Origin of the sequence: Pantoea sp. Lu_F5_004, assembly GCF_051136245.1 — a bacterium.
Taxonomy (GTDB): domain Bacteria; phylum Pseudomonadota; class Gammaproteobacteria; order Enterobacterales; family Enterobacteriaceae; genus Pantoea; species Pantoea agglomerans.
In genome coordinates this window covers 486,896-503,832 of the sequence record NZ_CP194946.1, presented here as the reverse complement: position 1 = coordinate 503,832, position 16,937 = coordinate 486,896, and the positions used below count along the sequence as shown (strand labels likewise).

General features: G+C 51.0%; 28 protein-coding genes. 5 read left to right on the top strand and 23 right to left on the bottom strand.

Annotated features, from left to right (window positions below; all coding sequences use genetic code 11):
• Position 1: 1 nt before the first annotated feature.
• Genes tsaC through dprA form a run of 4 tightly spaced genes read right to left on the bottom strand, consistent with a single transcriptional unit; the run spans position 2 to position 2,720 of the window.
• Positions 2-574, bottom strand: a complete 573-nt coding sequence (gene tsaC, locus ACR8BN_RS02440) for an L-threonylcarbamoyladenylate synthase type 1 TsaC (RefSeq protein WP_039392207.1) — start codon at positions 572-574, stop codon at positions 2-4.
• A gap of 3 nt (positions 575-577) precedes the next feature.
• A complete protein-coding gene (locus ACR8BN_RS02435; protein WP_031593735.1) occupies positions 578-1,126 on the bottom strand; it encodes a DNA topoisomerase family protein in 549 nt (182 codons plus the stop codon).
• A 24-nt stretch (positions 1,127-1,150) separates the two neighbouring features.
• Complete coding sequence (smg, locus tag ACR8BN_RS02430) at positions 1,151-1,624, bottom strand: DUF494 family protein Smg (protein ID WP_010252741.1); 474 nt, start codon at positions 1,622-1,624, stop codon at positions 1,151-1,153.
• Positions 1,596-2,720 carry a DNA-protecting protein DprA gene (gene dprA / locus ACR8BN_RS02425; protein ID WP_143790655.1) on the bottom strand — a complete coding sequence of 375 codons (1,125 nt, stop codon included), beginning with the start codon at positions 2,718-2,720 and terminating at the stop codon, positions 1,596-1,598. Before dprA ends, smg begins: the two co-directional genes overlap by 29 nt.
• A gap of 115 nt (positions 2,721-2,835) precedes the next feature.
• On the opposite strand from dprA, the gene def reads away from it, so the two are divergent.
• The 5 genes from def to mscL all read left to right on the top strand — a co-directional run bounded on the left by def (position 2,836) and on the right by mscL (position 7,594).
• Positions 2,836-3,348 carry a peptide deformylase gene (def, locus tag ACR8BN_RS02420; RefSeq protein ID WP_064703835.1) on the top strand — a complete coding sequence of 171 codons (513 nt, stop codon included), beginning with the start codon at positions 2,836-2,838 and terminating at the stop codon, positions 3,346-3,348.
• Between the two features lie 20 nt (positions 3,349-3,368).
• Entirely contained in the window at positions 3,369-4,313 is a 945-nt protein-coding gene (fmt, locus tag ACR8BN_RS02415) for a methionyl-tRNA formyltransferase (protein WP_039392213.1), read from the top strand.
• 49 nt (positions 4,314-4,362) lie between these two features.
• Complete coding sequence (gene rsmB / locus ACR8BN_RS02410) at positions 4,363-5,664, top strand: 16S rRNA (cytosine(967)-C(5))-methyltransferase RsmB (RefSeq protein ID WP_434747297.1); 1,302 nt, start codon at positions 4,363-4,365, stop codon at positions 5,662-5,664.
• Positions 5,665-5,682: 18 nt separating this feature from the next.
• Positions 5,683-7,059: a Trk system potassium transporter TrkA gene (gene trkA / locus ACR8BN_RS02405; RefSeq protein ID WP_069025443.1), complete on the top strand. Its 1,377-nt coding sequence runs from the start codon at positions 5,683-5,685 to the stop codon at positions 7,057-7,059.
• Between the two features lie 124 nt (positions 7,060-7,183).
• Positions 7,184-7,594, top strand: a complete 411-nt coding sequence (gene mscL, locus ACR8BN_RS02400; RefSeq protein ID WP_022625142.1) for a large-conductance mechanosensitive channel protein MscL — start codon at positions 7,184-7,186, stop codon at positions 7,592-7,594.
• Here the strand turns inward: mscL and ACR8BN_RS02395 are convergent, their stop codons facing one another.
• The 19 genes from ACR8BN_RS02395 to rplX form a co-directional block, all read right to left on the bottom strand.
• Positions 7,595-7,828 carry an alternative ribosome-rescue factor A gene (locus tag ACR8BN_RS02395; protein WP_434747296.1) on the bottom strand — a complete coding sequence of 78 codons (234 nt, stop codon included), beginning with the start codon at positions 7,826-7,828 and terminating at the stop codon, positions 7,595-7,597.
• Positions 7,829-7,887: 59 nt separating this feature from the next.
• Positions 7,888-8,304 carry a Zn(2+)-responsive transcriptional regulator gene (zntR, locus tag ACR8BN_RS02390; RefSeq protein WP_010252765.1) on the bottom strand — a complete coding sequence of 139 codons (417 nt, stop codon included), beginning with the start codon at positions 8,302-8,304 and terminating at the stop codon, positions 7,888-7,890.
• Complete coding sequence (locus ACR8BN_RS02385) at positions 8,305-8,676, bottom strand: DUF1992 domain-containing protein (RefSeq protein ID WP_052272166.1); 372 nt, start codon at positions 8,674-8,676, stop codon at positions 8,305-8,307.
• A gap of 97 nt (positions 8,677-8,773) precedes the next feature.
• Positions 8,774-9,160, bottom strand: a complete 387-nt coding sequence (gene rplQ / locus ACR8BN_RS02380; RefSeq protein ID WP_003850180.1) for a 50S ribosomal protein L17 — start codon at positions 9,158-9,160, stop codon at positions 8,774-8,776.
• Between the two features lie 40 nt (positions 9,161-9,200).
• On the bottom strand, positions 9,201-10,190 hold the full coding sequence (locus ACR8BN_RS02375) for a DNA-directed RNA polymerase subunit alpha (RefSeq protein ID WP_003850179.1): 990 nt from the start codon (positions 10,188-10,190) through the stop codon (positions 9,201-9,203).
• 25 nt (positions 10,191-10,215) lie between these two features.
• A complete protein-coding gene (gene rpsD / locus ACR8BN_RS02370; RefSeq protein WP_008927131.1) occupies positions 10,216-10,836 on the bottom strand; it encodes a 30S ribosomal protein S4 in 621 nt (206 codons plus the stop codon).
• Positions 10,837-10,869: 33 nt separating this feature from the next.
• Entirely contained in the window at positions 10,870-11,259 is a 390-nt protein-coding gene (rpsK, locus tag ACR8BN_RS02365; protein ID WP_004160563.1) for a 30S ribosomal protein S11, read from the bottom strand.
• A 16-nt stretch (positions 11,260-11,275) separates the two neighbouring features.
• Positions 11,276-11,632 (bottom strand): 30S ribosomal protein S13, encoded by a 357-nt coding sequence (gene rpsM / locus ACR8BN_RS02360; protein WP_003850176.1) that lies wholly within the window; start codon positions 11,630-11,632, stop codon positions 11,276-11,278.
• A 146-nt stretch (positions 11,633-11,778) separates the two neighbouring features.
• A complete protein-coding gene (rpmJ, locus tag ACR8BN_RS02355) occupies positions 11,779-11,895 on the bottom strand; it encodes a 50S ribosomal protein L36 (protein WP_010252805.1) in 117 nt (38 codons plus the stop codon).
• A 32-nt stretch (positions 11,896-11,927) separates the two neighbouring features.
• Positions 11,928-13,259, bottom strand: coding sequence for a preprotein translocase subunit SecY (secY, locus tag ACR8BN_RS02350; RefSeq protein WP_003850175.1), 1,332 nt, complete (start codon positions 13,257-13,259; stop codon positions 11,928-11,930).
• Between the two features lie 7 nt (positions 13,260-13,266).
• Positions 13,267-13,701, bottom strand: a complete 435-nt coding sequence (gene rplO / locus ACR8BN_RS02345) for a 50S ribosomal protein L15 (RefSeq protein ID WP_003850168.1) — start codon at positions 13,699-13,701, stop codon at positions 13,267-13,269.
• Positions 13,702-13,704: 3 nt separating this feature from the next.
• Entirely contained in the window at positions 13,705-13,884 is a 180-nt protein-coding gene (rpmD, locus tag ACR8BN_RS02340; protein ID WP_003850166.1) for a 50S ribosomal protein L30, read from the bottom strand.
• A gap of 5 nt (positions 13,885-13,889) precedes the next feature.
• Positions 13,890-14,390, bottom strand: a complete 501-nt coding sequence (gene rpsE / locus ACR8BN_RS02335) for a 30S ribosomal protein S5 (protein ID WP_003850164.1) — start codon at positions 14,388-14,390, stop codon at positions 13,890-13,892.
• A gap of 14 nt (positions 14,391-14,404) precedes the next feature.
• The gene (gene rplR, locus ACR8BN_RS02330) at positions 14,405-14,758 is read right to left on the bottom strand and encodes a 50S ribosomal protein L18 (protein WP_003850163.1); all 354 of its coding nucleotides are present in this window, start codon (positions 14,756-14,758) and stop codon (positions 14,405-14,407) included.
• Positions 14,759-14,767: 9 nt separating this feature from the next.
• Positions 14,768-15,301 (bottom strand): 50S ribosomal protein L6, encoded by a 534-nt coding sequence (gene rplF, locus ACR8BN_RS02325; RefSeq protein ID WP_003850161.1) that lies wholly within the window; start codon positions 15,299-15,301, stop codon positions 14,768-14,770.
• 13 nt (positions 15,302-15,314) lie between these two features.
• Positions 15,315-15,707, bottom strand: a complete 393-nt coding sequence (gene rpsH / locus ACR8BN_RS02320; RefSeq protein WP_003850158.1) for a 30S ribosomal protein S8 — start codon at positions 15,705-15,707, stop codon at positions 15,315-15,317.
• Between the two features lie 32 nt (positions 15,708-15,739).
• A complete protein-coding gene (gene rpsN / locus ACR8BN_RS02315; protein WP_008927132.1) occupies positions 15,740-16,045 on the bottom strand; it encodes a 30S ribosomal protein S14 in 306 nt (101 codons plus the stop codon).
• Between the two features lie 14 nt (positions 16,046-16,059).
• Positions 16,060-16,599, bottom strand: a complete 540-nt coding sequence (rplE, locus tag ACR8BN_RS02310; protein WP_003850155.1) for a 50S ribosomal protein L5 — start codon at positions 16,597-16,599, stop codon at positions 16,060-16,062.
• A 14-nt stretch (positions 16,600-16,613) separates the two neighbouring features.
• On the bottom strand, positions 16,614-16,928 hold the full coding sequence (gene rplX / locus ACR8BN_RS02305) for a 50S ribosomal protein L24 (protein ID WP_003850150.1): 315 nt from the start codon (positions 16,926-16,928) through the stop codon (positions 16,614-16,616).
• Positions 16,929-16,937: the final 9 nt, after the last annotated feature.

Here is a 16,937-nt window from a genome sequence, read left to right as displayed (position 1 = left end):
TTTAGCCCTGACGTATAAGTTCGCCGCTGATGACATCGCGGATTTCAGAGGGATTGAGCCGCCCACCTGTTTTTCCCGACAGAACCGGGAACTGCTCACCAAACTGCTGCTTCACTTCTTCAGCCGTGCGGCAGGGAGGCAGGCCTGACAGATTTGCGCTGGTTGAGACCAGCGGTTTACCAAATGCGCGGCAAAGAGCCTGCACATCAGGATGGTCACTGACGCGAATGGCCAGTGAATCAAACTGTCCGGTAAGCCAGCGAGGCGTTTGTGGCGGAACGGGTACGACAAAGGTCACCGGGCCGGGCCAGCATGCAAACATCCGCTCACGCTGGATCACAGACAGTTCCCGAGCGGAGATGTAAGGTTCCAGCTGGGTGTAATCAGCCGCAATCAGGATAAGCCCCTTTTCTAGCGGACGCTGTTTCAGCGCCAGTAAAGCCATGACGGCAGATTCACTGTCAGGGTCACAGCCCAGACCAAATACGGCTTCAGTGGGATAGGCGATGACCGCCTGTCGATTCAGCTGCTCTAAGCAGGTTTCAAGTGAATCGGCGAGGTGTTGATTTTCCATGGTCTATGCATTCTCTTCAGCAATGGCTTTGCCACAACTTTTACTGGCGCAAAAGCGTTTGATCCCTTGTGCCGTCTTTTTTTCAACTAACAGCGGAAACTGGCAATAAGGACAGATTCCGGCAACGGGTGTCAGATTCACGACAAACTGGCAGGCTGGATAGCGATCGCAGGAGTGAAACGTTTTGCCGTAACGTGAGCGCCGCTGAACTAACCGGCCTTCATGGCACTGTGGACAGGCCAGCGAGGTTTCATCCGGTTTGTCGATGGTTTCGGTGTATCCGCATTCCGGATAGAGACTACAGCCAATGAACATGCCAAATCGTCCCTGCCGCAACACTTTATCCGCGCCACATTCGGGACAGGCGTGGCCTTCCAGCACTTTAACCACATGGCCATCGGCCTGACCTTTTAGGGGTCGAATGTAGTCGCATGCCGGGTAGTTCGCGCAGCCCAGAAAAGGACCGTGTTTACCGGAGCGGATAACCAGTTCTGCCCCGCAAGCGGGGCAGGGATCCTGTTTACGCACGGTGAAGAGTGCAGCTTTACTCATAGCGATCAATGCATGAAAGGAAATTTAATGCAGCATACCTTCATTGGCGTCGAATAGCAGTTCTTCCATCTGCTGATAGGCATTTTCACATCCGGGAATGTTGAACAACACCATCAGTACCACCCATTTGAGATCCTCCAGGTCAAACTCAGAGGTATCCAGCGCCATAATGCGTTCGATGACCATTTCACGCGTTTCCAGGTTCAGCACCTGAATCTGCTCCAGGAATAGCAGGAAACCACGGCTGTCAGCATCTAAACGTTTGCTCTCTTCGTCGGTATAAATACGCATGGAGAGCGGATCATTTGTCAGTAAAATTGGCGCAACCAGTCCTTCCTGATAGTCAGCCAATCTTTCTAACCAGTTCAGCGCACTGTAAATATCTTCACGATGGAACCCGGCATCCGTCAGGTCGTCTGTCAATCTGTCCTGATCAACACCCATTTCTGCTTCGTTGTGGATATATGTCTCAAACAAATACATCAGTACGTCGAACATGGCATGCCCTCCTCAATCGGACATAGCCGCCGGGTACAGCTGCGATCCATCCTGCTAACTCCAGTTCCAGCAACTGAGCTGAGATAACTGGCACAGATTGGCCGGCACGTTCAGCGACAACGTCAACAGGTGTAACATCATCACCTACGTTAGCCAACACATCAGCAAATGGCAATGGAGCATCGTCACTCACCTCAGAATAAATTTCATCGGCCTGTGTCTCTGGCAGCCAGTTAAGTGCACTTGCCAGATCTTCCACGATGTTATTGGGATGGGCCACCAGCAGCGCCCCCTGCTGAATCAGCCAGTTTACACCTTCGCTTAACGGGTTACCGAGCGCGCCAGGTAAAGCATAGACATTACGATTTTGCTCCAGCCCATACCGCGCCGTTACCAGGGAACCACTCTTCAGCGAGGCTTCTACCACCAGCACCCCATGACTCAGGCCGCTGATAATACGATTACGGCGCGGAAAATTAAGCGGATGCGGCAGGGTCGTCAGCGGAAACTCAGAAACCACCGCCCCACCCTGTTCAACGATCTCTGCGGCAAGATGGGCATGATTGCTGGGATAGAGCCGCTGCAAACCACTACCTAACACGGCCACCGTTTTACCGCCCACGTTGAGTGCTGCCTGATGCGCAACACCATCAATACCCCTTGCCAGTCCGCTGGTAATGGTCAGACCGCTGAGGCTTAAGTGCTGGGTAAACCAGTCGCACCAGTAACGGCCATAGTGTGAACAGTTCCGGCTGCCCACCACCGCTAACTGTGGTGTGCTGATAAGCGCAGGATCGCCATCAATATAGAGCAGCGGTGGAAAGCGGTTTGTTTCTTTAAGACGGGCAGGATAGGCCGCGTCCAGAGCAGTCACCAGATGATGAGCCGGACTCTGAGCCAGCCAGGAATAGACTTCTGTAAGGTTTTTTTCATTAAAATCATAATATTGCTGGCACTGGCTCTCATCTAAGCCAAGCCGGATAAGCTGCTCCCTGTCTGCCTGTCCGGCACCTATTTGCTGCGCCACATCAACCCAGCGTTTTCCTGTCATGCCAGTGACGGCGGCCAGCCGTACAGACTGCGCTATTTTGTCCATCTTCAGCTCCCTGATCGCCCTTGCTTCCTGCCGCAGAATGCTGTCAATCAGGCCTCGAAAAGTCTACAATATAAGGTAGTAATCTTTTCTTAACCGAATACAGATCTGGATATTTATGTCAGTTTTGCAGGTATTACATTTCCCTGACGAGCGTCTTCGCAAAGTCGCCGCGCCCGTTAAAGAAGTTAACGCAGACATTCAGCGTATCGTTGATGATATGTTCGAGACGATGTATGCCGAAGAAGGTATCGGTCTTGCGGCTACGCAGGTCGATATTCATCAGCGCATTATCGTGATTGACGTCTCTGAAAGTCGTGAAGAGCGTTTAGTGCTGATTAACCCTGAGCTGCTGGAAAAAAGTGGTGAAACCGGCATTGAAGAGGGCTGCCTCTCTATTCCGGACCAGCGCGCATTTGTTCCGCGTGCCGAGCGGGTAAAGGTCCGTGCACTCGATCGTGAGGGTAAAAGTTTCGAGCTGGAAGCCAGCGAGTTACTGGCCATCTGTATCCAGCATGAGATCGATCATCTGGAAGGCAAACTGTTTATCGATTATCTGTCGCCTTTAAAACGGCAACGGATCAAAAATAAATTAGAGAAACTGGCGCGTCAGAACGCGCAGGCTTCCTGAGATCTTACTAAGGGATAAACGTGTCTGCCCCGCTAAAAATCATCTTTGCCGGCACACCTGACTTTGCAGCGCGTCATCTTGACGCGCTGCTTGCTTCTGAACATCAGGTTATCGGCGTATTCACCCAACCCGACCGTCCTGCTGGTCGCGGTAACAAATTAACGCCAGGCCCGGTCAAAACGCTGGCGATGGCACATGACATTCCGGTTTATCAGCCTAAGTCACTGCGACCTGAAGAAAATCAGCAACTGATTGCTGACCTCAAGGCCGATGTGATGGTGGTTGTGGCCTACGGATTAATTCTGCCCAAGGCGGTGCTTGATATGCCACGTCTGGGATGCATCAATGTCCATGGCTCACTGCTGCCACGCTGGCGCGGAGCCGCGCCTATTCAACGTGCACTCTGGGCTGGCGACAGCGAAACCGGCGTGACCATCATGCAGATGGACGTGGGACTGGATACCGGCGATATGCTGCATAAGCTGGCTTGTCCGATTACGGCCCAGGATACCAGTGCCACGCTGTATGACAAGCTGGCACAGCTTGGGCCACAGGGGCTGCTGGATACGCTGACCTTACTGACTACTCAGCAGGCTTCACCTGAAAAACAGGATGAAACGCTGGCCAACTATGCTGAGAAACTCAGTAAAGAGGAAGCACGTCTTGACTGGACACTCTCTGCAGAACAGCTTGAGCGTTGTATTCGCGCCTTTAACCCGTGGCCGATGAGCTTTTTCACCATTGAAGATCAGCCGGTTAAAGTCTGGCAGGCAAGTGTTCTGCCCCACAGCGATCGTGCGCCTGGTGAAATTATCCATGCTGACAAGCATGGCATCCAGGTGGCGACGGCTCAGGGTGTACTGAACCTGCTGCAGTTGCAGCCCGCCGGTAAAAAACCGATGTCGGCTCAGGATCTTCTCAACTCGCGCCGGGAATGGTTTGAACCTGGAACCCTTCTGGACTGACTCTCAGGCCCGGTCCCTCACCGGGCCTTTTGTTTGATGACAAAACCCTATGACTAAATCTATCAACCTGCGTAGCCTCTCGGCTCAACTTATTGAGCGTGTGGTCGACAAGGGCGAATCCCTGAATACGGCACTGCCAGCCGCACAGAAAAAGCTCTCTGACAAAGATAGCGCGTTAGTGCAGGAGATCTGTTTTGGCGTATTACGCACATTACCGCAACTGGAAGCGCTCATTGGCAAACTGATGGAGCGTCCACTTACCGGCAAACAGCGGGTTCTGCACTATCTGATCATGGTCGGGCTTTATCAGCTGGAATATACCCGAGTGCCTGCCCATGCCGCACTGGCAGAAACCGTCGCGGGCGCCGAAGTACTGAAGCGCACCAGTATGAAAGGCTTAATAAATGGCGTATTACGCCAGTTTCAGCGTCAGCGGGAAGAGCTGCTCGCCACTGTTCAGGATGGCCCGCAACGCTATCTGCACCCGGGATGGCTGCTAAAGCGGTTGCAGCATGCCTGGCCGGAACAATGGCAACAGATTGTCGAAGCAAATAATCTGCGTCCGCCGATGTGGCTGCGGGTTAATCGCCAGCACCACGATCGGGATACGTGGCTGGCAATGCTGACCGAAAGCGGCAGGAATGCACAGCCTGCTGTCGATGTGCCAGATGCACTGCGGCTTGACGCTCCTGCCCCGGTCAGCCAGCTACCAGGCTTTGATCAGGGTTGGGTCACCGTGCAGGATTTATCTGCCCAGCGCTGTGCCTTGCTGCTTGAGCCCCAAAACGGCGAACAGATTCTGGATTTATGCGCTGCGCCCGGCGGTAAAACGACCCATATCCTTGAAATCGCGCCTCAGGCCGAAGTCATGGCCGTCGACGTGGATGCGCAGCGTCTTAAACGCGTAAATGAGAATCTGCAACGACTGGATATGAAAGCAGACGTGAAACAGGGTGATGGACGAACGCCGCAACAGTGGTGCGGCGATCGTCAGTTTGACCGTATTCTGCTGGATGCGCCCTGCTCTGCTACCGGTGTTATCCGCCGCCATCCCGATATTAAGTGGCTGCGTCGCGATCGGGATATCGCCGAGCTGACAAAGCTTCAGGGGGAAATTCTTGATGCTATCTGGCCGCACCTGAAACCTGGCGGTACACTGATTTATGCCACCTGTTCCATCCTGCCTGAAGAGAATCATCAGCAGATAGATGCTTTCCTGCAGCGTCAGCACGATGCGCAGGCAGAGCCCCTCAGAGATGCGCCCACGAACGGCTTACAGGTATTCCCGGAAGCCGAAGGCGGAGATGGTTTCTTCTACGCTAAGCTGATAAAAAAATCGGGTACAAACTGAGATGAGTATTGATAATCGATGAAAATAATCATTCTGGGCGCAGGACAGGTTGGCGGAACCCTGGCAGAAAATCTGGTGGGTGAAAACAACGATATTACGGTGGTTGATACCGACTCTTCACGCCTGCGTCACCTGCAGGATAAGTTCGATCTTCGCGTCGTGCAGGGTCATGGTTCTCATCCACGCATTTTACGTGAGGCGGGTGCGGAAGATGCCGACATGCTGGTTGCCGTAACCAACTCCGATGAAACCAACATGATTGCCTGTCAGATTGCTTATTCGCTTTTCAATACGCCGAATCGTATCGCCCGTATTCGCGCGGCCGACTATCTGCGTGATGCGGACAAATTATTTATTCCTGAAGCGGTGCCTATCGATCACCTGATCTCGCCTGAACAGCTGGTGATCGACAATATCTATCGTTTAATCCAGTACCCTGGCGCATTGCAGGTCGTCAACTTTGCTGAAGGCAAAGTCAGCCTCGCCGTGGTGAAAGCTTATTATGGCGGGCCACTGGTAGGAAATCCGCTGTCGATCATGCGTGAGCATATGCCACACATTGATACCCGCGTAGCCGCTATATTTCGTCAGGATCGCCCCATTCGCCCGCAGGGTTCAACCATCGTAGAAGCGGGTGATGAAGTCTTTTTCATTGCAGCCAGTCAGAACATCCGTGCGGTAATGAGTGAAATGCAGCGGCTGGAGAAACCTTATAAACGGATTATGCTGGTAGGCGGCGGTAACATTGGTTTCGGTCTGGCACAAAAACTTGAAAAAAATTACAGCGTGAAGCTGATTGAACGTAACCCCCAGCGCGCAGCAGAACTGGCAGAGCACCTTCACGACACCGTGGTCTTTTATGGCGATGCGTCAGATCAGGAGCTTCTCGCTGAAGAACATGTTGAGCAGGTTGATCTCTTTATCGCCGTCACCAACGATGATGAAGCCAATATTATGTCAGCCATGCTGGCAAAAAAGATGGGGGCGAAGAAGGTTATGGTGCTGATTCAGCGCCGCGCCTACGTCGATCTGGTACAAGGCAGCGTTATCGATATCGCTATTTCACCTCAGCAGGCCACGATTTCTGCCCTGCTGGGTCATGTGCGCAAAGCGGATATCGTGGGCGTTTCATCGCTACGACGCGGTATTGCAGAAGCGATCGAAGCGATAGCGCACGGAGACGAATCAACTTCACGCGTGGTCGGCCGCTCCATTGATGATATCAAACTACCGCCAGGCACCATTATTGGCGCAGTGGTTCGTGGAGACGATGTGATGATTGCCAATGATAACCTGCGAATTGAACAAGGTGATCATGTCATCATGTTCCTGACCGACAAGAAGTTTGTATCAGATGTGGAACGTCTCTTCCAGCCGAGTCCATTTTTCCTGTAAATGCCGCGTTTATAGGCGAACAGAACACAAGGAACGCAAAACTGCCGCTTAATTCGCTGTGTTGATGGCAAAACCAGTAGGGTTTGTTAGACTTTATGGCATTGGCTTGGGCAAGGAGATAAGTATGAGTTTAATCAAAGAGTTTCGCGATTTCGCAATGCGCGGCAATGTGATGGATTTAGCCGTCGGCGTCATCATCGGTGCTGCATTCGGTAAAATTGTTTCATCGTTAGTCGCCAACATCATTATGCCGCCTTTAGGCTTACTGATTGGTGGTGTCGATTTTAAATCATTCGCCTGGGTACTTAAGCCTGCAGTTGGTGATGCTCCAGCCGTTGTAATGCAGTACGGTATCTTCCTTCAGACCATCTTCGATTTCGTCATCATCGCTTTCGCAATCTTTATGGCGATCAAGTTAATGAATCGTCTGTACAAGAAAAAAGAAGTAGAGAAGCCAGTGGCTAAACCGTCAAACGAAGAAGTTCTGTTGACTGAAATCCGCGATCTGCTGAAACAGCAGAATACCCGGGTCTAGTTAATAAGCCGCCGCACAGGCGGTTTTTTTAACCGTAAAAGCAGAAAGGCAGTGATAAGACGCTTTCTTATCACTGCCCTCCCATCCAATCCCCTTGCCATGTTTCTCTTTCCGCTTAAAACTACCTTTACCCTTTTGCTTCTGCTCGATGCGTTGCCGAAATAGCGGGTCGTGTAACAGAGCCTGAATCGCGTTATCGCGGATTTGCCCTTTGGTGTGCTGATATTTACTCATGACGCCTCCTGTTAAGATGGTCTGATACTCTATTCCTTTGCAGCAAAATAACAATATGCTTATTTGCTCGAAGCTTCTCCCCGCTCCAGCGCCTCAAGAATTGAGCACGAAATGCTACTGTGACTGTCACCACAACAGGCATCGGAAAGGTGTCGCAGGGAACGCTGCATCGTTTCTAACTCTGCGATCATCTGAGCAACTTCACTCAGCCGTTTTTCAACGATCGCTTTTGATTCCTGACAGGTGTGATGCGCAGGATCAACCCGGATCGAAAGTAGCTCTCTGATCGCTTCCAGACTGAAACCCAGTTTACGACCATAACGAATAAATTTCAGACGCTGAAGATCGCCCTCGCTGTAAAGGCGAAAACCGCCTTCCGTACGACCATCATGATCCATCATCTGCTGCTTTTCATAAAAACGGATAGTGTCTGGCGTCACCTCCGCAAGCTTAGCTAACTGACCGATGCGAAACATTTACTCCTCCTCGCGGAAACGATGCTGAATAGCAGTGGAATAACTGCCATGGAGAAAATCGGTACTGATACCCGCCTGGCGTAATCTTAGCTCCAGCACCTGAAGCCGATGGCAATGATCCTGATAATTTTGATCCGCAGGATCGAGGTTGCGAATAAGATCGTTAACTTCCATGGCTTCCCGTCTTAGTTCAAGCTCTGGCGGCAGAAAGCCCGAATTTTTCAGTAACCGGTACCCCGCTCTTAACTCAGGCGGAACATGACTGTCATCATCCAGCTGTAGCGGCTTACCGGAGCCGGGAAGATTACTCAGCTCGCCTTTTTCCAGCGCCGCCTTGATATGCTGTTCAGCAAGTTCATCAACCAGCCACATAGTTGGCTCCTTTGAACATGAAAGGTAATAAGTTCTAAGGTAGTAAATTTCAGGCAATAAAAAACCCGCCGAAGCGGGTTTTTTACGTTGCTACAGATTACTCTGCGGCTGCTTCTGCTTGAGCTTCTGGACGATCAACCAGCTCGATGTAAGCCATCGGAGCGTTGTCACCAGCACGGAAGCCACACTTCAGAATACGAGTGTAACCACCGGCACGGCTCGCGAAACGCGGGCCCAGCTCATTAAACAGTTTTGCCACGATCTCGTTATCACGAGTACGGGCGAATGCCAGACGACGATTAGCTACGCTGTCGGTCTTGGCAAGAGTAATCAGCGGCTCAACTACGCGACGCAGTTCTTTGGCTTTCGGCAGAGTCGTTTTGATGATCTCATGACGAACCAGAGAACCGGCCATGTTGCGGAACATAGCCTGACGATGGCTGCTGTTGCGGTTCAGTTGACGACCACTCTTACGATGGCGCATGACCTTATCCTTCTCAGTGAAACCTTAACCTGTGATCTGATTATTCATCAGCAATGCTTGCTGGCGGCCAGTTCTCGAGGCGCATGCCCAGAGAAAGACCACGCGAAGCCAGCACATCTTTAATCTCGGTAAGAGATTTTTTACCAAGGTTAGGCGTTTTAAGCAGCTCAACCTCGGTACGCTGTACCAGATCACCGATGTAGTGGATAGCTTCTGCCTTAAGGCAGTTAGCAGAGCGGACAGTCAATTCCAGATCGTCAACAGGGCGCAGCAGGATCGGATCGAATTCTGGTTTCTCTTCTTTAACTTCCGGCTGACGTACATCACGTAAGTCAACGAAAGCTTCAAGTTGTTCTGCCAGAATGGTTGCCGCACGACGAATCGCCTCTTCAGGATCGATTGTGCCGTTGGTTTCCATTTCGATGACCAGCTTGTCCAGGTCGGTGCGCTGCTCTACACGCGCTGCTTCAACATTGTAGGCGATACGGTCTACAGGGCTGTAGCAAGCGTCAACTAACAGGCGGCCGATTGGGCGCTCATCTTCTTCCGAATGAATTCGGGCAGAAGCCGGCACATAGCCACGACCACGCTGAACTTTGATACGCATGCTGATAGCAGCGTTCTCATCGGTCAGATGGCAAATGACATGCTGAGGCTTGACGATTTCGACATCACCATCATGGGTAATGTCGGCTGCAGTCACAGGGCCAATGCCAGATTTATTCAAGGTCAGAATAACTTCATCTTTCCCCTGAACTCTTACCGCCAGCCCTTTCAGGTTGAGCAGGATTTCCAGGATATCTTCCTGTACTCCCTCTTTGGTGCTGTACTCATGAAGTACACCATCAATTTCAACCTCGGTCACCGCGCAACCCGGCATGGATGAAAGCAGAATACGGCGCAGTGCGTTACCAAGAGTATGGCCAAAGCCACGCTCTAAAGGCTCAAGGGTCACCTTGGCGTGCGTCGAACTCACTTGCTCGATATCTACCAGGCGCGGTTTTAGAAACTCTGTCACAGAACCCTGCATTGTGTCCTCTCTTTGGTACTAAGCCTTACTTGGAGTAAAGCTCGACGATCAGGTGTTCGTTAATGTCCGCAGACAGATCAGTACGTTCAGGAATACGCTTGAACACACCTTCCATCTTAGTCGCATCAACTTCCAGCCAGGTTGGCTTTTCACGCTGCTCAGCCAGCTCCAGAGCGGCCTTCACGCGAGATTGCTTTTTGGCTTTCTCACGGATGCTAACGACATCATTCGGAGATACCTGATAAGAAGCGATGTTAACAACGCGGCCATTTACCAGAACAGACTTATGGCTAACCAGCTGACGTGCTTCTGCACGAGTGGCACCAAAGCCCATACGATAAACTACGTTGTCCAGACGACCTTCCAGCAGAGCCAACAGGTTTTCACCGGTGTTGCCTTTCAGACGAGCTGCTTCTTTATAATAGTTACGGAACTGACGCTCCAGCACGCCGTAGATACGACGAACTTTTTGCTTTTCACGTAACTGACCGCCGTAATCAGACAGACGCGGTTTACGCGCACCATGCTGACCAGGGGCTTGTTCAATCTTACACTTGGAATCAATCGCGCGAACGCCAGACTTAAGGAATAAGTCAGTGCCCTCACGACGGCTCAGCTTGAGCTTAGGACCCAAATATCTTGCCATTTTCTTTCTCCAACTATCCTAAAAAAACGGGCGTTATACGCGACGTTTTTTCGGCGGACGACAACCGTTATGAGGGATCGGAGTCACATCAGTAATATTAGTGATGCGGAAACCAGCGGCGTTCAAAGCACGAATCGTAGATTCGCGACCTGGACCCGGACCCTTTACCATAACTTCCAGGTTCTTAATTCCGTAATCTTTTACCGCTTCTGCACAGCGCTCTGCAGCGACCTGAGCAGCAAACGGAGTGGATTTACGTGAACCGCGGAAACCGGAACCACCGGCGGTTGCCCAACCCAGTGCGTTACCCTGACGATCAGTAATGGTAACGATGGTGTTGTTAAAAGAAGCATGGACATGAGCCACGCCATCTGAGACTTGTTTTCTTACACGCTTACGTGCACGAACTGGTGCCTTTGCCATTATTTACTCACCCCGATTATTTCTTGATCGGTTTACGCGGACCCTTACGGGTACGTGCGTTGGTCTTAGTACGCTGACCGCGAACCGGAAGACCACGACGATGGCGCAAACCACGGTAGCAACCAAGGTCCATAAGACGCTTGATGCTCAGGGTGATTTCACGGCGCAGATCACCTTCTACAACGAATTTCGCAACTGCATCACGCAGCTGATCAATTTGTTCTTCAGACAGCTCACTGATCTTAACATTTTCAGCAATACCCGTTGAAGCGCAGATGGCTTTAGAACGAGTTTTACCGATACCGAAGATCGAAGTTAATGCGATAACGGTATGTTTTTGATCAGGAATGTTAATGCCTGCTATACGGGCCACTATGCACTCCTATAATTAAACAAGCACGTCCCATGCTGAAAAGCCCGTTTTCAGGATACTCAAATGGAAACGCACTGACATACAAAAGATTGGCTGGCTAATCTAGCCAGCTCAACCCGACTTTGCAAGAAAAATATGTGACAAAATCAGCCTTGGCGCTGTTTATGCTTTGGCTCGGCGCTGCAGATCACACGGACGACACCGTCGCGACGAATGATTTTGCAGTTACGACATAATCTCTTGACGGAAGCACGAACTTTCATTTTTACTCTCCGTAACTTCTCAACCAACTGAATTAACGGCCGTAGCCTTTCAGGTTAGCTTTCTTCAGTGCCGACTCGTACTGACTTGACATCATCAGAGTTTGCACTTGAGCCATAAAGTCCATGATGACGACAACTACGATAAGCAGTGAAGTACCGCCAAAGTAGAAGGGAACCTTCATCGCATCACGCATGAACTCCGGGATAAGGCAGATAAACGTAATGTAGAGAGCGCCGATTAAGGTCAATCGCGTCATTACTTTATCAATATACTTCGCCGTTTGCTCTCCCGGACGAATTCCCGGTACGAATGCACCAGACTTCTTCAGGTTATCTGCTGTTTCACGTGGGTTGAAAACCAACGCCGTATAGAAGAAACAGAAGAAGATGATTGCAGTCGCATAGAGTAGCACATAAAGCGGCTGTCCTGGCTGCAAATACAGCGAAATTGTTGTCAGCCAGTTCCAACCGGTACCGCCCCCAAACCACGATGCAATCGTTGCCGGGAACAGAATAATGCTGGAAGCAAAGATGGCTGGAATGACGCCTGCCATGTTCACTTTCAACGGTAAATGTGTGCTCTGTGCAGCGTAAACGCGACGACCTTGCTGACGTTTTGCGTAGTTCACCACAATGCGGCGTTGACCACGTTCAACAAAGATAACAAAGAAGGTCACTGCGAATACGAGTACTGCAACCAACAGCAACAGAAGGAAGTGCAGGTCGCCTTGCCGCGCTTGCTCGATGGTATGGCCAATGGCCGGCGGGAGACCCGCAACGATACCTGCGAAGATAATGATCGAAATACCGTTACCGATACCACGTTCAGTAATCTGTTCGCCCAGCCACATCAGGAACATCGTTCCTGAGACCAGACTCACAACAGCGGTAAAGTAGAAAGCAAAGCCTGGATTCATTACCAGGCCTTGCATCCCTGGCATATTCGGCAGACCGGTAGCAATACCGATCGACTGAAATATGGCCAATACCAACGTACCGTATCGGGTGTACTGGCTAATCTTACGACGGCCAGCCTCCCCTTCTTTCTTAATTTCCGCTAACGCTGGATGAACCACCGTTAATAACTGGATGATAATCGATGCCGAAATATACGGCATGATGCCCAGTGCGAAAATAGAAGCACGGCTCAGAGCACCACCAGAGAACATGTTAAACATTTCAATGATGGTGCCACGCTGTTGCTCAAGCAGTTTGGCAAGTACAGTGGCATCAATACCAGGGATTGGAATAAAAGAGCCAATACGGAAGACAATGAGTGCGCCGATTACAAACAGCAGTCTGCGTTTCAGCTCACCAAAGCCACCCTTGGCACTTTGAAAATCTAATCCCGGTTGTTTAGCCATCTGCTACTTATTCCTCGATTTTACCGCCAGCAGCTTCGATTGCAGCACGTGCACCTTTGGTGACACGCAGACCGCGAACCGTTACCGGTGTAGAAACTTCACCAGACAGAATTACTTTAACGAATTCAATCTGAACACCGACAATGTTGGCTGCTTTCAGCGCGTTCAGGTCGACGATACCGCCTTCAACTTTCGCCAGATCAGACAGACGAATCTCTGTGGTGATCATTGCTTTGCGAGAGGTGAAACCGAACTTCGGCAGACGACGGTACAGAGGCATCTGACCACCTTCGAAACCGCGACGTACGCCACCGCCAGAACGTGAGTTCTGACCTTTGTGACCACGACCGCCGGTTTTTCCGAGGCCAGAACCGATACCACGACCCAGACGCTTGGTAGCGTGCTTAGACCCTTCGGCCGGAGACAGAGTATTTAAACGCATCTCTTACTCCTCCACTTTAACCATATAGGAAACCGCGTTAACCATACCGCGTACTGCAGGCGTGTCTTCACGCTCAACGGTGTGGCCAATACGACGCAGACCCAGGCCAACCAGAGTGGCTTTATGCTTAGGCAAGCGGCCGATTGAACTACGGGTTTGAGTGATTTTAATAGTCTTAGCCATCGTGATTACCCCAGAATTTCTTCAACGGATTTACCACGCTTAGCAGCGACCATTTCCGGAGATTTCATATTGCCCAGGCCGTCGATAGTTGCACGAACCACGTTAATCGGGTTAGTAGAACCATAGGCTTTTGCCAGTACGTTATGAACTCCAGCGACTTCCAGAACGGCGCGCATTGCACCACCGGCAATAATACCGGTACCTTCTGAAGCCGGCTGCATGAACACGCGGGAACCCGTGTGTGCACCTTTAACTGGGTGCTGCAGGGTGCCGTTGGTCAGCGCGACGTTAACCATGTTGCGACGGGCTTTCTCCATCGCTTTCTGGATCGCTGCTGGAACTTCACGCGCTTTACCGTAACCAAAACCTACGCGACCATTACCATCGCCTACCACAGTCAGTGCTGTGAAGGAGAAGATACGACCACCTTTAACAGTTTTAGAAACACGGTTTACCGCGATCAGTTTTTCCTGCAGTTCGCCAGCTTGTTTCTCGATGTGTGCCATCTTAGACCTCTACCTTAGAACTGAAGGCCAGCTTCACGGGCAGCATCTGCCAGTGCCTGGACGCGACCATGATATTGGAAACCGGAACGGTCGAAAGAAACACCAGTGATGCCTTTTTCGATTGCGCGTTCTGCGATAGCTTTACCTACTGCAGCTGCGGCTTCTTTATTACCGGTATACTTCAGTTGTTCAGTGATAGCTTTTTCTACAGTAGAAGCAGCGACCAGAACTTCGGAACCGTTCGGGGCGATTACCTGTGCGTAAATATGACGCGGGGTACGATGTACCACCAGGCGAGTAGCACCCAGCTCTTTGAGCTTGCGACGTGCACGGGTCGCACGACGGATACGAGCAGATTTCTTATCCATAGTGTTACCTTACTTCTTCTTAGCCTCTTTGGTACGCACGACTTCGTCGGCGTAACGGACACCCTTGCCTTTATAAGGCTCAGGACGACGGTAGGCGCGCAAGTCCGCTGCAACCTGACCAATCAGCTGTTTATCAGCGCCTTTCAGCACGATCTCAGTCTGAGTTGGACATTCTGCAGTGATACCCGCGGGCAGCTGGTGATCGACTGGATGAGAAAAGCCCAGAGACAGGTTAACCACGTCGCCTTTAACGGCTGCACGATAACCTACACCAACCAGCTGCAGCTTCTTAGTGAAGCCTTCGGTAACACCGATTACCATTGCGTTCAGCAGCGCGCGAGAAGTACCCGCCTGCGCCCAGCCGTCAACGAAACCTTCGCGCGGTGCGAAAGTCAGAGCGTTGTCAGCATGCTTAACTTCAACAGCATCATTGATAGTACGAGTCAGCTCGCCGTTTTTACCTTTAATCGAAATTACCTGACCGTTGAGTTTTACCTCTACGCCGGCAGGAACAACGACAGGTGCTTTAGCAACACGAGACATATGTATCCTCCGATTACGCTACGTAGCAGATAATTTCGCCACCAAGACCTGCCTGGCGCGCTGCACGATCAGTCATGACACCTTTAGATGTAGAAACTACAGCGATGCCCATACCAGCCATTACCTTTGGCAGCTCATCTTTTTTCTTATAGATGCGCAGACCAGGACGGCTTACTCGCTGAATGCTTTCTACAACAGCTTTGCCCTGGAAATACTTGAGAGTAAGTTCCAGTTCCAGCTTGATGTCGCCTTCGATTTTGAAATCTTCAATATATCCTTCTTCCTTCAGAACGTTGGCAATTGCCAATTTCAGCTTGGAGGAAGGCATGGTGACCGCAACTTTGTTTGCGGCCTGACCGTTACGGATACGGGTCAGCATATCCGCGATCGGATCTTGCATGCTCATCTGTGTTACTCCCGTGATTCAATTGGTGACAATTACCAGCTAGCCTTTTTCAGGCCCGGGATTTCACCGCGCATGGCGGCTTCGCGGACCTTGATACGGCTCAACCCAAACTTCCGCAGGAAACCGTGCGGACGACCTGTTTGACGGCAGCGGTTACGCTGACGCGAAGGGCTGGAATCACGCGGCAGACTCTGCAGCTTCAGAACAGCATCCCAACGATCTTCGTCGGAAGCGTTCACATCAGAGATGATCGCTTTCAGTTCAGCGCGTTTAGCGAAGAATTTGTCTGCTAATTTTGCACGCTTAACTTCGCGTGCTTTCATAGATTGCTTAGCCATTAAGTAACCCTACCTTACTTACGGAACGGGAAGTCAAAGGCAGCCAGCAGAGCACGGCCTTCATCATCAGATTTCGCAGTAGTGGTAATGGTGATATCCAAACCACGAACGCGATCGACTTTGTCGTAGTCGATTTCTGGGAAGATGATCTGCTCACGTACACCCATGCTGTAGTTGCCACGACCATCGAATGACTTAGCGGACAAGCCACGGAAGTCACGGATACGTGGAACAGCAATGGTGACCAGACGCTCAAAGAACTCCCACATGCGCTCGCCACGCAGAGTTACTTTACAGCCGATCGGATAGCCCTGACGGATTTTGAAGCCTGCAACTGATTTGCGTGCTTTGGTGACCAGCGGTTTTTGACCGGAGATTGCTGCCAGGTCAGCTGCTGCGTTATCCAGCAGTTTCTTGTCAGCGATCGCTTCACCAACACCCATGTTCAGGGTGATCTTCTCGACCCGAGGGACTTGCATGACAGAATTGTAGCCAAACTCTGTCATGAGTTTCTGGACTACTTCGTCTTTGTAGTAATCATGCAGTTTCGCCATCGTACTACTCCAAATTACTTGATAGTTTCGCTGTTAGACTTGAAGAAACGGACTTTTTTGCCGTCTTCGAATCTAAAGCCTACACGGTCAGCCTTACCAGTTGCCGCGTTGAACAGTGCAACGTTAGAAACCTGAATAGCAGCTTCTTTTTCAACGATGCCACCTGGTTGGTTCAGAGCCGGAACCGGCTTCTGATGTTTCTTCACCAGGTTGATACCTTCAACGATGACCTTACCAGAAGACAGGACATTCTTAACTTTACCGCGCTTACCTTTATCTTTACCGGTTAACACGATAACTTCGTCGTTACGACGGATTTTAGCTGCCATTGTTCGCTC